We start from the raw sequence: 12,368 nt of genomic DNA, 5'->3' as shown, positions 1-12,368 counted from the left end.
TCGCTTCATTGTCCGTCCCTTCGTTGGGTCGGACTCTAATTTCAAATGGAGAAAAAATCCCGTGGCAGGTCACCGGCACGCCAGCGCGATGCTGACGCCCTTCATCGCCACCGCTTTCACGGCCAACTCTCGGCGTTGCCCCTCCCGGGCCATTGCGGCGCAATGCCCTGCCGGGCAGTGGGTGATCTGCGCTTCTGTGAAGCGTGTCTGCTTCATCGGAATCTCCTCGTTCATCCTGCCGAGAAAATACTACTTCTGCATCCCCTTAACATCGGGGGGATTACCCTTCAAGGTTTCCTGCCTGCCGCACAGGGTCGCATAGTCCGGAACGGGCCAGTCCAACCCGGCGATTCGCAGGAGGCTGGCGACCATCCGGGCGGTTTGCCTGAGTGACAGCTTGAACAGCACTTTGATCCCTCTCAGGACATTGTTGTGCAATGCCCTGCCGAGCAGTGGACAGGCAGAATTGGATCGCCGCATTCGAGAACACCGACGGGCGCCCTAGGCGGCCCTCATCCGGGGCGTTTCAGGCCATCTCCTTGCCCGGCCCCCCTCACTCCAAGCATGTGCTGCCGGGCAGTGGATCGGCGGCGACCCGCGCTTGCGGAGCGCAGCGTTGTCGGCGGACTGTTCGTCGTGCGGTAGTGAGCGGGTGCAGACTTGCTCATGCCATCCGTCTAACCGCATGGATTCGTGATGTGAATCCTGCGCCGCGGGAGGGCTGCTGCAATACTTCATGAGTGACTTGAGTAAAGTAATGATATTACATACCGTTAACGCAAGAATGGCAGACGCAATGTAAAGAGGCACGCATCAGGATGGCACTGCAGGACAATCGCGTTCCGGTCACTTTGCTGACAGGCTTCCTTGGGGCCGGAAAGACCACGCTGCTGAACCAGCTGATCCGCGATCCGGAGGCCGGGCGGATCGCGGTCATCATCAACGAATTCGGCGATGTCGGGCTGGATCATGACCTGATTGAGGAAGCGACCGAGGAAACCGTGCTGTTGCGCTCCGGCTGCCTGTGCTGCGCTGTTCTGGGCGACCTCGCCAAGACGCTTGGGGCCTTGAGCGCCCGGCGCGTTGCGGGAACGTGCACTTTCGACAGGGTGGTGATCGAAACCAGCGGTATCGCTGATCCGGGTCCGATCGTTCACACTCTGGCAACGGACCGGCAATTCGCGCAGGCCTTCCGATTGGACGGTGTCGTGACGCTGGCGGATGCGGCGACGGGCATGAAGACGCTCGATCAGCAATTCGAGGCTCTGCGCCAGGTGGCCATGGCCGATGTGTTGATCCTGTCGAAAACCGATCTGGTCGAGCCCTTCGATCTGGCCCGGTTCGAAACCCGGCTCGAGGCGATCAACGCCTCGGCTCGGCGCATCCATGCGCAGCAGGGCAGCGTGCCGGTGGGGGCGCTTTTCGGCCTGTCCGCCATGCGCGACGGCGTGACGTTTTCGGATGTGGACACTTGGCTGGGGATGCCGCCGCAGGCGGCCAGCCCCGATCCGCTGGCCGGTCTTTCGGGGTTTGAGCCAAACCCCGCAGCTCCGGCGGGCTTCAGCCCATCGGTGCCAACGGCACATGGGCGGCATGATCACCGGATCACCTCGGCATCCATTGAGGTGACAGAGCCCATTCCGGCGACGGTCTTCGACTTCTGGCTCGATACGCTGATCGCGCTCAAGGGGCCGAACATCCTGCGTATGAAGGGCATCCTGCATGTCGAAGGCTTGCAATATCCCTTTGTCTTTCACGGGGTGCAGCATATCTTCGACGCGCCGGTGCCAATGAAACGCTGGTCAGGCCAAGACAGCACAAGCCGCGTCGTTGTCATTGCACGGGACATGGATGAGGCGGATCTCAAGGCCAGCCTTGCACTGCTGTTGATGCGGCCCAAGGCCGCGGCGGCCGTCGAGGATCTGCCCGGGCGCATGATGGTCGACACCATCGAGATGCCGTTCTGACCTATGCCAGCCTGCTGCGCTGCCCAAAGCGCCCCTGCAACCCATGGGGAAGGATCGGTTCCGATCGGCTGCGCCATGGAAAGACCCGGCACTGGAGCCATATCTGTGTGCCCGCTGGCACGACCCGCGCGCTTGATCGTGCCAGCACTGCCGCTGATCTTGCGGCGGCCCTCAGCCCGGGCCTTGCCAAGCGCAAGGTTGCGGCGGTTCTCGATGGCGAGATCCGCGATCTGTCCGCGCCGCTGCCCGATGGGGCGACATATGCGCAGCACCGGCGATGCGGGCGGTGCCTTCAAACTGACCCGCGTGGCGGGGGCCTGTTGGCGCGGTGACAGCAACAACCAGATGCTCCGCCGCATCTATGGCGTGGCCTTTGCCGACAAACCTGCGCTGGACGCGCATATGACCATGATGGCCGAAGCCGAACAGCGCGACCACCGCCGACTGGGCTGCGAGAGGAACCCGTTCCATTTCCAAGAGGTCGCGCCCGGATCGGTGTTCTGGCACCCCAAAGGCTGGCGGTTGTTCCAGACACTGATCGGCCCCCTGCGGGATCGTCAGGAATCTGCGGGCTATGTCGAGGTCAATTTCCCCGACATCATGGATCGCGCGCTGTGGGAAACCTCGGGGCATTGGCAGAACTACCGGCAGAACATGTTCCTCGCGAAAACCGAGGATGATCGGCGACGACGCGCTAAAGCCGATGAACTGCCCCGGCCATATGCTGATCTACGGGCAGGGGAGCAAAAGCTACCGCGATCTGCCGCTGGAGATCGCCGAGTCTGGCAAGGTGTATCGCTACGAGCCCTCGGCCGGTGGTGGCCACGGTGACCGGCGCAGCGGATGACTGGGCCACCGAGCTCGCCGGGCTGAGGGTGGAAAGTGACCCGCGCAGCGAAAAGATCGGCTACAAGCTACGTGAACACACGCTGCAAAAGCTCTCCGTGCAGATCGCGCTCGGCGGGCGGGAGGCCGAAGAACGCACCGTCACCCGACGCTGTCACGGAGCCGACAAGACCCGGACCATGCCCCTGAACGCGGCGGCGCAGGCGCTGCCCGCAGCGGCGCAACCGCCCTATTGGTCCCGGTTTTCAGGGCCAACTGAGCCAGCATAGCAACAAGGAACATCCCATGCAGATCACCCAGGACGACATCGAAAAAGCCCTCACCATCTGGGGCGACGGCAAGATCGCCATCTCGAAGGCCTTCGAGGAGGGCGGGATTGAGGCGGCCCGCAAGGTCGCCTCTGCCAATATCGACAGCTATTATGGCTACTCCCTTGGGCCGGTCCTGTTCAAACCGACCATGGCGAGCGGCGCGCAGACCTTCCGCCCGACCAAGGCAGGGGCACTGGCCTATTTCTGCGGCCACTCCGAAGAGTATCCGCTCGACAACGGGTTTGCGATCATGGGCTGGCGCGCGTTGCGAAGCATCCCTTCGGCCAGCTTCATTCAAGGCGATGTCGCAATGTGGATGGGCTGGATCAAGCTGACCAACAAGGACGGCTCTGTCACCACGGTCGACAAGAGCTTTGGCTACAAGAAGGACGAGACCGGCACGCTGCGCATCGTGCTGCACCATTCGTCGCTGCCCTACCAACCGCAGGGCTAGACCCCGAAACTGGAGACCGCCCGGTGATCCTCGACGAGATCCTCGAACTCGATCCGTGCACGGCAATCGCGCGGCGACAGGGGGAACCGGCGGCGAAAGGCTTTGCGCATCCGAGCGTCCGAGCGAAATCCGGTGCGGTACGTAAGTGTCTTCAGGGGCAGGTCGATCGCCGCCGTCACCTCGGCCGAGGTCCAGCAGCCAACCTGCACCAAGAGTGCGTCGGCATCGACATCAACCTGCGGGAATCTCTGGCGCAACCTGATCGCGTCATTCCATGGGTTGCGGCGCGCTGCCCGCTCAGTAGCCCGGACTCGGCCAGATAGAACGACGCGGTACGAAGCGCGGCGCAGCCCATTGCCGCGACGCATAGCCCAGAACGCGGAGCGGGCCGGTCGCTTTTGGTGTTTTGAGACCCGGATAGACGATCAGCGCCACCTGCCGCCGCTGGTCCAGCCTTGATGCCGGTTTGTGATCTGTCGGCATGTCTGCCCTGCGTTCTGACCAATACAGCCCGTTGATTGGCCAGATCGGAGGGGTAAGACATCTCGACCTCGTGCCGTGATAACATCCCATCAGGCAGCACCTCGCTAACAGCGAGACTCTCCATGAAAACCGGCGCACAACATCGCCAAGGTCGAACCGTCCGCTGGAGATCGATCTCGACGGAGTGAAAGAGGGCGAAGTCCTCATCCGCATCGTCACAACCAGCCTGTGCCACACCGACATGTTCACCCTGCCGGGCGCCGCTCCCGATGGGCTTTTCCCTGTCGTTCGCGGCCATGAAGCCGTCGGCATTGTCGAGCAACTGGGCAAGGGCGCGACCTCGGTCAAACCGGGCGAGCATGTCATCCCTCTTTCCCGCCGAAGACTCGCATTGCCCCTCCATCAAGTCGGGCAAGCGCAACCTTTGCCAGACCATCCGCAAGACCCAAGGGCAAGGCGTCATGCCCGATGGCACCTCACGGGTCAGCGACGAGGGCAGGATGATCCATCCCTACAGGGGCACCTCGACCTTCAGCGAATACACCATATTGCCCGAGATTGCCGTGGCAAAGATCTCGAAGGAGGCGCCGCTGGCCGAGGCTGGCGGCGGGCTGGGATATGATTGCCGGAAAGTGGCTTTTGCGCATGGAAAACGAGGTCGATGCTGCTCGCAACTAGGGACGCGCCGCGCGAAGAAGGCTTGTCGCCAAAAAGACCAAGGCCGCAACGCAGACGATCGAAGGCCCGGCGGGCGTATCCAGCACATAGGCCGCCCGCAATCCGGCAATGGCCGACCCGCTGCCGATCACGGCGGCGATCACGGTCATCTCTTCTGGCGTGCGCGACAGTGGTCGCGCGGCGGCGGCCGGAATGATCAGCATGGCCGCGATAAGAAGCACCCCGACAACCTTGATCGCCACGGCGACCGTGACGGCAAGTCCAAGGGTCAGGACCAGTTGCTCGCGTCGGGGATCGATGCCGCCAGCATAGGCGAGCTCTTCGCTGAGCGTCGATGTCAGCAGCGCCGACCAGCGCCAGCCGATCAGCCCGACGACCAGCGCGGCTCCGCCCCAGATCACCGCCAGATCGCCGCGCGACACCGCCAGAATGTCACCGAACAGATAGGCCATCAGGTCAATCCGGATGCCCGACAGGAACGACACGGCCACCAGCCCGAACGCCAGCGCCGAATGGGCCAGCACGCCAAGAAGGGTGTCCATCGCGTAACCGCGCCCCGTCAGAAGCGTCACGGTCAGCGCCATCGCCAGAGCGACAGCCACCGCCCCGGTGAAGATCGACATATTCAGCGCTAGCGACAGCGCCACCCCAAGGATTGCGGCATGAGCCGTTGCGTCACCGAAATAGGCCATACGCCGCCAGACGACGAAACTGCCAAGCGGCGCGGCGGCAAAGGCAACACCGACACCCGCCAGTGTCGCCCGGGTCATGAAGTCGTCCAGCATTATTCGGCTGCCTCGGTCTTGCTGCGATGGGACTGCCCATGATCGTGATCGCAGGTTTCGTGATGTGCGTGATCATGGTCGTGACGGTACAGCGCCAGCGCGCCCCCCGTGCCAGAGCCGAAGAGCGCGCGATATTCCGGTGCCGCCGAAACGATTTCGGGGGTGCCTTCGCAACATATATGCCGGTTCAGACAGATCACGCGGTCGGAGGCGCTCATCACGACGTGCAATTCGTGACTGATCATCAGGACAGCGCAGCCCGTGTCTTTGCGCACCTCTTCGATCTGGCGATAGAAGGCTGCGGAACCGGGTTGATCGAGGCCTTGGGTGGCCTCATCCAGAAGCAGAATCTCGGGGTCATTGACCAGCGCACGCGCCAACAGCACCCGTTGCATCTGGCCGCCGGACAGGCCGGACATCTGGCGCCCCGACAGATCCGGCACGCCCGCGCGCGACAAGACCTGCGCGCAAACAGAGCGCGGTATGCCGCCCGGCAGGCGCAGGAACCGCGCAACCGTCATCGGCAGGGTGGGGTCGATGTGCAGCTTTTGCGGAACATATCCGATACGCAGGCCGGGTTTGTGGACTATCCGTCCCGATGCGGGGCGTACCGCGCCGATCACGGCGCGCAGCAGCGTCGTCTTGCCCGATCCGTTCGGGCCGACGATGGTCACGATTTCTCCGGGCTCGACGGTCAGCGACACATTCGTCAGCACCGTGTCGGCGCCGTAGCCGACGCTGATGTCTTCAACTGTCACAAGGCTCATGAAGCGGCTTTCTCTGCACAGTTCGGGCAGAGGCCGACCGCCTCGACCATGGTCCGCTCGATCTGGAATCCAGCCGCGCGGGCCACGTCTCCGAGGCTGCCGCGTGCCGGTGCCGATTGGGCTTCTGCGACCGAATCGCAGGCTCTGCAGATCATGAAGGCAGGCGAATGACTGGCCCCCGGATGGGCGCAGGCGACAAAGGCGTTCAGTCGCTCGATCTTATGTGCGAAGCCGTTGGCCACAAGGAACTCCAGCGCCCGATAGGCGACGGGCGGCTGCGAGCCGAAACCAGCGTCACGCAGCAGGTCGAGCATCTCGTAGGCGCCAAGCGCGCGATGTTCTTGCAACAGGATTTCCAACGCCTTGCGCCGAACCGGCGTAAAGCGCAGCCCGTTTGTCGCGCAATGCGCTTCGGCGGCAGACACTGCGGCAGTGATACAACCCGCATGGTCGTGAGTATCGAACCCGACCGTATCAGACGGCGCGTCATGACCTGTCTCTGGCCCACTTGTCATGTTATCACATTTCCTGTACCCGGCATGAAACGTTATAAAATCACATGGAGTTGGAAATGTCCAGAAACCTCGCCCCGTTGTCGCTTGCAGCCTCGCTGCTGGCCGGGACAGCGCTTGCGGATGTCCCGAATGTGGCCGTCGATATTACACCGGTGCATTCGCTCGTGTCGCGCGTCATGGAGGGCGTGGGGGAGCCATCGCTCATCGTGGCATCTGGTGCCAGCCCGCATGAATACAATCTGCGTCCCTCCGAGGCGAAGGCCCTTCAGAACGCGGATCTGGTGTTTTGGGTCGGGCATGATCTGACCCCCTGGCTGGAGGATGCCATCGACACGTTGGCGAGCGATGCGACCGTTGTCGAACTGATCGAGGCCGATGGCGCCACAGAATTGCCCTCGCGGGAAGGCGCGCTGTTCGAGGCGCATCAACATGGCGATGAGCATGAAGGCGACGACCACGACGATCATGCGGGCCATGACGATGATCATGCAGAGCATGACGATCATGCAGACCACGACGATCATGACGATCATGCAGGCCATGATCATGGTGGGCACGATCCGCATGCCTGGCTTTCGCCGGACAACGGCGCGGCGTGGCTGAACGCGATCGCTGCTGCACTGTCAGCCGCTGATCCGGACAATGCCGGAGCTTATTATGCAAACGCTGCGGCAGGGCGTGCGGAATTGTCGGATCTGCGCACCGAGATCAACGGCATTCTGGAGCCGGTGCGCGGGGGGAATTTCATCGTTTTCCACGACGCCTATCAGTATTTCGAGGCCGCGTTTGATTTCCCCGCGTCGGGGGCAATTTCGGTGTCGGATGCGACCGATCCCAGCCCGGCCCGTATCGCCGAGATTCAGGCCCGTGTCGCAGATCAGAACGTGAGCTGCATCATGTCCGAGCCGCAGTTCAATCCGGGGATCGTGGCCTCGGTCATGGACGGGTCCGATGCGCGCTCCGGGGTGATGGACCCGCTCGGGTCCAGCCTGACGCCGGGTGCCGCCCTCTATCCCCAGCTCCTGCGCGATCTGGCGACCTCCCTGGCGGATTGCCTCTGACCTCTGCTCTTCCCCGCTGCGGATACGCCATGCCGCAGCGGGGGTTGGGTGCAGGTTTAACGCCTTAATGTAATGTGATAACATATATGCCACCGTCTGCTGCCTCTTCGAATACACGTCTTGCTGGTTTTCCGGAGCCGGAAAGGCGGCGGGGCTGCGCCTTTCTCGATGCTCCGGCGCGGCCCTTCGTCAAGGTGGCGGCAATGGCGCAGACCAGCGTTGCGGGCGTCTTTGCCAGCCGCGGCGTCGCGCGCCCCATGCCCAACATCAACTTTGCCCTCGCAGACGGGGCGCAGGCGGGCAGCGCCTGCCATGCCTCGCTGCTGTTTCCTGACATCATCCCAGCACTGGAGATCCTCAGATGAGCGACACCCGCCTTCCCGTCACCGTTTTGTCCGGCTTTCTTGGCGCTGGAAAAACAACCTTACTGAACCGGGTTCTCAACAACCGCGAGGGGCGCCGCGTGGCGGTCATCGTCAACGATATGTCAGAGGTGAACATCGACGCCGATCTGGTGCGCGAGGGAGGGGCAAACCTCAGCCAGACCGACGAAACGCTGGTTGAAATGTCGAATGGCTGTATCTGCTGCACCCTGCGCGACGACCTGTTGCAAGAGGTTCGGCGGCTGGCCGAGGACGGGCGGTTCGATTACCTGCTGATCGAGTCGACCGGTATTTCCGAACCCTTGCCGGTTGCCGCAACCTTCGATTTCCGTGATGAGGCTGGCGAAAGCCTGTCGGATGTGTCGCGCCTCGATACGATGGTCACGGTGGTCGATGCGGTGAACCTGCTCAACGACTACTCCAGCCATGACTTCCTGAGTGCGCGCGGCGAAACGCTGGGCGAGGAGGACGCGCGCCGGCTGGTCGACCTTCTGGTCGAACAGATCGAATTCGCCGATGTGGTGATCCTCAACAAGGTCGCAGATGCGCAGCCGCAACAGGTGGACGCTGCGCGCAAGATCATCCGCAGCCTGAACGCCGATGCCCGGATCATCGAGACCAGCCATTCCGACGTACCGGCGGATGCGATCCTGAACACGGGCCTGTTCGATTTCGACAAGGCGCATGAGCATCCGATGTGGGCCAAAGAGCTTTACGGGTTTGCCGATCACGTGCCGGAGACCGAGGAATACGGCGTGGCCAGCTTCGTCTATCGCGCCCGCCGCCCGTTCGAGCCGGAAAAGATCATGGCGCTGCTGAATGGCGATCTGCCCGGCGTGATCCGCGCCAAGGGGCATTTCTGGATCGTGACACGACCCGAATGGGTGGCCGAATTCAGCCTTGCGGGTGCGCTGTCCTCGGTCAAGCCGCTTGGCACATGGTGGGCGTCGGTTCCCAGCGATCGCTGGCCCGATCACGAAGGCGCGCGCGCGTACATGGCGGCGCATTGGTCCGAGCCCTGGGGGGATCGTCGCCAAGAGCTGGTGTTCATCGGTGCCGGTGTCGACTGGCCCGCGATCAAGGCGCGGCTTGACGCGAGCCTTGTGCCCGAACATCTCGCGCCCGGCCCTGATGCCCTGCCGGACATGCCCGATCCGTTCCCGGTCTGGCGGCGCGCGGAGGCGGCATGATACACCGGCGCGCTTCCGGCTCTGCTGCCACGAACCGCGGCGCGACCAGCCTCAGGACAAGGCGCCGCCACGAGGACCCGATGCAGGCCTTTGATGCGCTGCCAGCCCCTGTCAGGTCGTGGCTTTCACAGGCGGCGCTGCCTTGGTCGCCTGCGTCGTGCCGCAAGATCCTGCGCAAGGCGCGGGCGCGCGGCGAGAGCCTCGAAGACGTGCTGGCGCGGCTTGATCGCGCCCAGCAGAAAACCCTTGCCCGCGACCGCTATGCTCAGAGCCGCCTCATCGCGGCAGATCCCTCGGGCACTCATCAGGATTCAAACAGATGACAACCCCCTTTCGCACGTCAGCTTTGGCTGCGGTGCCTCCTGATGCCAGCGCTCGCGCAAGCCGACGGCATGCTCGATATCGCCGCGCAGTTCGAAATCCAGACGCCGGAACCGCCGATAGGCGGCTACATCTTCACTCGGATGGGCATGGTCGAGACGCTGGTGAACGCCAGCCACGAGGACGACCTGACCCCCGGTCTGGCCATGTCATAGCACGTCTCGCAGGACGGGCTGACCTGAAATTTTGCCCTGCGCGATGGCGTGGTTTTCCACGATGGCACCGCAATGACCGCCGACAGTGTCGTCAATGCGCCGAAGATCGCGCGCGCCAAACCCGGACCATTGGCGGATGTGCCGATCTCCGGGAGCACGGCGGGCGATGGTACGGTCGCTGCCCTGCTGTCCGAACCGCTGGCGGCGCTGCCAGCGGTTCTTGCCGAGTTGCGCTCGCAGAACCTGTCGCCGGCATCTTGTGCAGCGGATGGCACGGGGATCACCGCGATGGACCCGCCGCTCCGCCTCGATGCGACGGCATTCGCCGATTGCTGGCGGCACCGCCGCATCTCGCCGATGTCGGCTATTCCGCCGTCAGCCGGGTCGAAACGCGGGCGTGGATGGCGCAATCCGGTGACGCCGAATTCGTCTTTGGGCTCGATCCGGCCAGCGTTTCGCGGCGGAACATGCTGGAAAGTGCCGATCGGCTTTCGCGCGCCATCCCCCGCGCGCGGCTGATCAAGGGGAACGCTGGCCATCCGTTCCTGTCCGAACCAGAGGCGCGCCGTGCCCGGAGCCTCGCCATTGGCCGCACCGGCATCGCAGGGGCGATGTTGCGCTATCCCGAGGGTGCGGGCACCCATGGTGGCGGCGCTGATCGGAACCGCCAGTTTCATCATGATGCGCAGCCTGTCCAGTGATGCGCCCGGGCGCTATGGCTATGACATTGTCGATGCGCTCGCTGCCGATGCGGTGCGGGCAAAACTTGGCCTTGACGGTCTGATGTTGCCTGCGTTGTCGCAATGGCTGTGCGACCTGGCGCGGTTGGATTTCGGAACGTCACTGGTCACTGGTCACCGGACCGCCGGTAGTCAAGGAAATCGCGCACCAGCTTGGCGCGTCGGTGCCCTTGGCGGCGGTGGTCATTTCTCTGTCGCGTCTGATCGGGCCGCCCTTGGGGGTTCCCACGGGGCTCAGGCCCGGCGGAATGCTTGACCGGGTGTGGCTGGTCACGTCGACCGGCATCAAGGCCTATCCGCAGTTTCTCGTGGCCCTTGTTCTGAGCATGGTTCTTGCCGCGCAACTGCGTTGGCTGGCCGGACATCGGTCACGCGCTGGTGCATGCGATTTTCATGCGCGATGTGCCGATGGCGCAAGGCACGTCGCTTGTGCTTGGTCGTGGCTTCGTCGTCTTCAATGCCGCAATTGACCCCGCCGTGCGGCGTCTGGATCCGAGGGTCGCAGCATGAGCGTTCTGGACGTTGCCGCCTCTCGGCGGACCGCCTGACCGGTGCGGTCCTGATCGTGCTGGTTGCCGCCCTGTCCCTGCTTGGCCCGCTGATCCTGCCGGGCGATCCGGTTGCGCAATCGCTGATGAAGGCGCTGACCGGTCCCGAGGCCGCTGCGCCGCTCGGCTATGATCATCCGGGCCGGTCGGTGTTTTGCCGTCTTGCCGATGCGCTGCGCCTGTTGTCCGTCATCGCCTTGACGGCGGTGATGACGGTGGGCCTTGTCTGCGGCACGCTTGCGGCACGCTTGCGGCACGCTTGCGGCGGCCCGGGGGCTGGACCGACAGAGATCTGGTGATGCTGGCCGATGCACTGCTTGCGCTTCCGGGATTGCTGGCGATGGTGCGGGGGACGGGGAGGGGGCTTGCAGCCAAGGATCCCGCCATGCCCTCTTCGGCACGGCCAAGGCGATCATGGCCATTGCCGCCCTCGGGTTCGTGCATGTGGCAAGGCGTGCGCCAACGTCCGAACTGGAGCTCATGATGGTCGAATTGCTGCCCTACTGGCGCGAGGTCCCGCTGGGGATTCTGTTGTTACGTTTCATAAATAGTTTCAGCGCTGCCCGTTGTTTTGTTGATACGTGTCTGTCCCAAAAGGCATCAATACTAGCGGTCAGGCTCAGGGCTCTCCAAAGGAGCGGTGACATGTCTGATCTCTTCGGGCTGACCGAAGCGCAGATAGCGTGCTTGGAGCCCCAATTTTCGAAGCCCCACGGCAAGCCTTGCGTTCACTGCCCGGCAGGGCATTGCAAAGCAATGTCCCGAAAGGGATGACCGGCGCGTAGTAAGCAGCATTATATTCCTCAACTGCAATGGCTTGAGGGGGCGTGATGCGCCAAGGGAATGTGGCCTGCATAAGACGCTCTACAACCGCTGGAAGCGTTAGAGGTGAATGGCCAAGCGCCATTGGTTCGAGTGCGGCCATGAACGGGGGGCGTGGGCGTCTGATTGGCCGAACCAAAGGCGGTATGAACACGAAACTGCACGCCATCTGTGACGGGAAGGGGCGGCCCATCGACCTGTTCCTGAGATGATGTCCCAACTGATGGTGTAGCTCACGACGGGCCTCGCGCTCACCGGCGGGCCGAGCTTGTCAGTCGCGCT

General features: G+C 63.4%; 18 protein-coding genes and 4 pseudogenes. 16 read left to right on the top strand and 6 right to left on the bottom strand.

Annotated features, from left to right (window positions below; translation table 11 throughout):
- Positions 1 to 69: 69 nt before the first annotated feature.
- Both Q4543_RS22455 and Q4543_RS22450 read right to left on the bottom strand, forming a co-directional pair.
- Positions 70 to 216 (bottom strand): hypothetical protein, encoded by a 147-nt coding sequence (locus Q4543_RS22455; RefSeq protein ID WP_303442040.1) that lies wholly within the window; start codon positions 214 to 216, stop codon positions 70 to 72.
- Positions 217 to 288: 72 nt separating this feature from the next.
- Positions 289 to 523: pseudogene (locus Q4543_RS22450) on the bottom strand (transposase); the annotation flags it as partial.
- A 295-nt stretch (positions 524 to 818) separates the two neighbouring features.
- On the opposite strand from Q4543_RS22450, the gene Q4543_RS22445 reads away from it, so the two are divergent.
- The 6 genes and pseudogenes from Q4543_RS22445 (at position 819) to Q4543_RS22425 (ending at position 3,578) form a co-directional block, all read left to right on the top strand.
- Positions 819 to 1,967 (top strand): GTP-binding protein, encoded by a 1,149-nt coding sequence (locus Q4543_RS22445; protein ID WP_303442039.1) that lies wholly within the window; start codon positions 819 to 821, stop codon positions 1,965 to 1,967.
- A gap of 107 nt (positions 1,968 to 2,074) precedes the next feature.
- A pseudogene (locus Q4543_RS24710) lies at positions 2,075 to 2,167 on the top strand (hypothetical protein); the annotation flags it as partial.
- A 13-nt stretch (positions 2,168 to 2,180) separates the two neighbouring features.
- Positions 2,181 to 2,288 (top strand): annotated as a pseudogene (locus tag Q4543_RS24705) (hypothetical protein); the annotation flags it as partial.
- Positions 2,289 to 2,541: 253 nt separating this feature from the next.
- Positions 2,542 to 2,814, top strand: coding sequence for an aminoacyl--tRNA ligase-related protein (locus tag Q4543_RS24700; RefSeq protein ID WP_368502188.1), 273 nt, complete (start codon positions 2,542 to 2,544; stop codon positions 2,812 to 2,814).
- Positions 2,786 to 3,082 carry a His/Gly/Thr/Pro-type tRNA ligase C-terminal domain-containing protein gene (locus tag Q4543_RS22430; protein ID WP_303442037.1) on the top strand — a complete coding sequence of 99 codons (297 nt, stop codon included), beginning with the start codon at positions 2,786 to 2,788 and terminating at the stop codon, positions 3,080 to 3,082. Before Q4543_RS24700 ends, Q4543_RS22430 begins: the two co-directional genes overlap by 29 nt.
- Positions 3,083 to 3,098: 16 nt before the next feature.
- Positions 3,099 to 3,578 carry a phosphoribosyl-AMP cyclohydrolase gene (locus Q4543_RS22425; protein WP_303442036.1) on the top strand — a complete coding sequence of 160 codons (480 nt, stop codon included), beginning with the start codon at positions 3,099 to 3,101 and terminating at the stop codon, positions 3,576 to 3,578.
- Here Q4543_RS22425 and Q4543_RS22420 read toward each other — a convergent pair.
- The gene (locus Q4543_RS22420) at positions 3,575 to 3,835 is read right to left on the bottom strand and encodes a hypothetical protein (RefSeq protein ID WP_303442035.1); all 261 of its coding nucleotides are present in this window, start codon (positions 3,833 to 3,835) and stop codon (positions 3,575 to 3,577) included. The two genes, Q4543_RS22425 and Q4543_RS22420, sit on opposite strands and share 4 nt — an antisense overlap.
- Before the next feature lie 467 nt (positions 3,836 to 4,302).
- Between Q4543_RS22420 and Q4543_RS22415 the strand changes: the two genes are divergently transcribed.
- Entirely contained in the window at positions 4,303 to 4,683 is a 381-nt protein-coding gene (locus Q4543_RS22415; protein WP_303442041.1) for an alcohol dehydrogenase catalytic domain-containing protein, read from the top strand.
- A gap of 52 nt (positions 4,684 to 4,735) precedes the next feature.
- Here the strand turns inward: Q4543_RS22415 and Q4543_RS22410 are convergent, their stop codons facing one another.
- From Q4543_RS22410 to Q4543_RS22400, 3 genes are read right to left on the bottom strand one after another with little or no spacing between them, the layout of a single operon-like run.
- Positions 4,736 to 5,524 (bottom strand): metal ABC transporter permease, encoded by a 789-nt coding sequence (locus tag Q4543_RS22410; RefSeq protein ID WP_303442034.1) that lies wholly within the window; start codon positions 5,522 to 5,524, stop codon positions 4,736 to 4,738.
- Positions 5,524 to 6,291: a metal ABC transporter ATP-binding protein gene (locus Q4543_RS22405; RefSeq protein ID WP_303442033.1), complete on the bottom strand. Its 768-nt coding sequence runs from the start codon at positions 6,289 to 6,291 to the stop codon at positions 5,524 to 5,526. The genes Q4543_RS22410 and Q4543_RS22405 overlap by 1 nt, the downstream gene beginning before the upstream one ends.
- Positions 6,288 to 6,806, bottom strand: a complete 519-nt coding sequence (locus Q4543_RS22400) for a transcriptional repressor (RefSeq protein WP_303442032.1) — start codon at positions 6,804 to 6,806, stop codon at positions 6,288 to 6,290. Before Q4543_RS22400 ends, Q4543_RS22405 begins: the two co-directional genes overlap by 4 nt.
- A gap of 56 nt (positions 6,807 to 6,862) precedes the next feature.
- Here Q4543_RS22400 and Q4543_RS22395 point away from each other — a divergent pair, with 56 nt between their 5' ends.
- The 9 genes and pseudogenes from Q4543_RS22395 to Q4543_RS22355 all read left to right on the top strand — a co-directional run.
- The gene (locus Q4543_RS22395; protein WP_303442031.1) at positions 6,863 to 7,867 is read left to right on the top strand and encodes a zinc ABC transporter substrate-binding protein; all 1,005 of its coding nucleotides are present in this window, start codon (positions 6,863 to 6,865) and stop codon (positions 7,865 to 7,867) included.
- Positions 7,868 to 8,070: 203 nt separating this feature from the next.
- Complete coding sequence (locus tag Q4543_RS22390; protein ID WP_303442030.1) at positions 8,071 to 8,232, top strand: hypothetical protein; 162 nt, start codon at positions 8,071 to 8,073, stop codon at positions 8,230 to 8,232.
- Positions 8,229 to 9,440 carry a GTP-binding protein gene (locus Q4543_RS22385; protein ID WP_303442029.1) on the top strand — a complete coding sequence of 404 codons (1,212 nt, stop codon included), beginning with the start codon at positions 8,229 to 8,231 and terminating at the stop codon, positions 9,438 to 9,440. The genes Q4543_RS22390 and Q4543_RS22385 overlap by 4 nt, the downstream gene beginning before the upstream one ends.
- Positions 9,437 to 9,763 (top strand): DUF6525 family protein, encoded by a 327-nt coding sequence (locus Q4543_RS22380; protein ID WP_303442028.1) that lies wholly within the window; start codon positions 9,437 to 9,439, stop codon positions 9,761 to 9,763. Before Q4543_RS22385 ends, Q4543_RS22380 begins: the two co-directional genes overlap by 4 nt.
- A gap of 42 nt (positions 9,764 to 9,805) precedes the next feature.
- Entirely contained in the window at positions 9,806 to 9,976 is a 171-nt protein-coding gene (locus Q4543_RS22375; RefSeq protein ID WP_303442026.1) for a hypothetical protein, read from the top strand.
- 329 nt (positions 9,977 to 10,305) lie between these two features.
- Positions 10,306 to 10,677: a hypothetical protein gene (locus tag Q4543_RS22370; protein WP_303442025.1), complete on the top strand. Its 372-nt coding sequence runs from the start codon at positions 10,306 to 10,308 to the stop codon at positions 10,675 to 10,677.
- Positions 10,619 to 10,972 (top strand): hypothetical protein, encoded by a 354-nt coding sequence (locus Q4543_RS22365; RefSeq protein WP_303442024.1) that lies wholly within the window; start codon positions 10,619 to 10,621, stop codon positions 10,970 to 10,972. The genes Q4543_RS22370 and Q4543_RS22365 overlap by 59 nt, the downstream gene beginning before the upstream one ends.
- A 309-nt stretch (positions 10,973 to 11,281) precedes the next feature.
- Entirely contained in the window at positions 11,282 to 11,563 is a 282-nt protein-coding gene (locus Q4543_RS22360; RefSeq protein ID WP_303442023.1) for a hypothetical protein, read from the top strand.
- Positions 11,564 to 11,909: 346 nt separating this feature from the next.
- A pseudogene (locus tag Q4543_RS22355) lies at positions 11,910 to 12,292 on the top strand (hypothetical protein); the annotation flags it as partial.
- Between the last annotated feature and the right edge of the window lie 76 nt (positions 12,293 to 12,368).

This window comes from Salipiger sp. 1_MG-2023 (genome assembly GCF_030547555.1).
In the GTDB taxonomy this organism is placed as follows: Bacteria; Pseudomonadota; Alphaproteobacteria; order Rhodobacterales; family Rhodobacteraceae; genus Salipiger.
This window is presented reverse-complemented; position numbering and strand designations above follow the sequence as displayed.

Coding starts and splice junctions, on each gene's coding strand:
- Q4543_RS22455 (WP_303442040.1), bottom strand. CDS start 216: ATGAAGCAGACACGCTTCACAGAAGCGCAGATCACCCACTGCCCGGCA.
- Q4543_RS22445 (WP_303442039.1), top strand. CDS start 819: ATGGCACTGCAGGACAATCGCGTTCCGGTCACTTTGCTGACAGGCTTC.
- Q4543_RS24700 (WP_368502188.1), top strand. CDS start 2,542: ATGTCGAGGTCAATTTCCCCGACATCATGGATCGCGCGCTGTGGGAAA.
- Q4543_RS22425 (WP_303442036.1), top strand. CDS start 3,099: ATGCAGATCACCCAGGACGACATCGAAAAAGCCCTCACCATCTGGGGC.
- Q4543_RS22415 (WP_303442041.1), top strand. CDS start 4,303: ATGTTCACCCTGCCGGGCGCCGCTCCCGATGGGCTTTTCCCTGTCGTT.
- Q4543_RS22410 (WP_303442034.1), bottom strand. CDS start 5,524: ATGCTGGACGACTTCATGACCCGGGCGACACTGGCGGGTGTCGGTGTT.
- Q4543_RS22405 (WP_303442033.1), bottom strand. CDS start 6,291: ATGAGCCTTGTGACAGTTGAAGACATCAGCGTCGGCTACGGCGCCGAC.
- Q4543_RS22400 (WP_303442032.1), bottom strand. CDS start 6,806: ATGACAAGTGGGCCAGAGACAGGTCATGACGCGCCGTCTGATACGGTC.
- Q4543_RS22395 (WP_303442031.1), top strand. CDS start 6,863: ATGTCCAGAAACCTCGCCCCGTTGTCGCTTGCAGCCTCGCTGCTGGCC.
- Q4543_RS22390 (WP_303442030.1), top strand. CDS start 8,071: ATGGCGCAGACCAGCGTTGCGGGCGTCTTTGCCAGCCGCGGCGTCGCG.
- Q4543_RS22385 (WP_303442029.1), top strand. CDS start 8,229: ATGAGCGACACCCGCCTTCCCGTCACCGTTTTGTCCGGCTTTCTTGGC.
- Q4543_RS22380 (WP_303442028.1), top strand. CDS start 9,437: ATGATACACCGGCGCGCTTCCGGCTCTGCTGCCACGAACCGCGGCGCG.
- Q4543_RS22375 (WP_303442026.1), top strand. CDS start 9,806: ATGCCAGCGCTCGCGCAAGCCGACGGCATGCTCGATATCGCCGCGCAG.
- Q4543_RS22365 (WP_303442024.1), top strand. CDS start 10,619: ATGGTGGCGGCGCTGATCGGAACCGCCAGTTTCATCATGATGCGCAGC.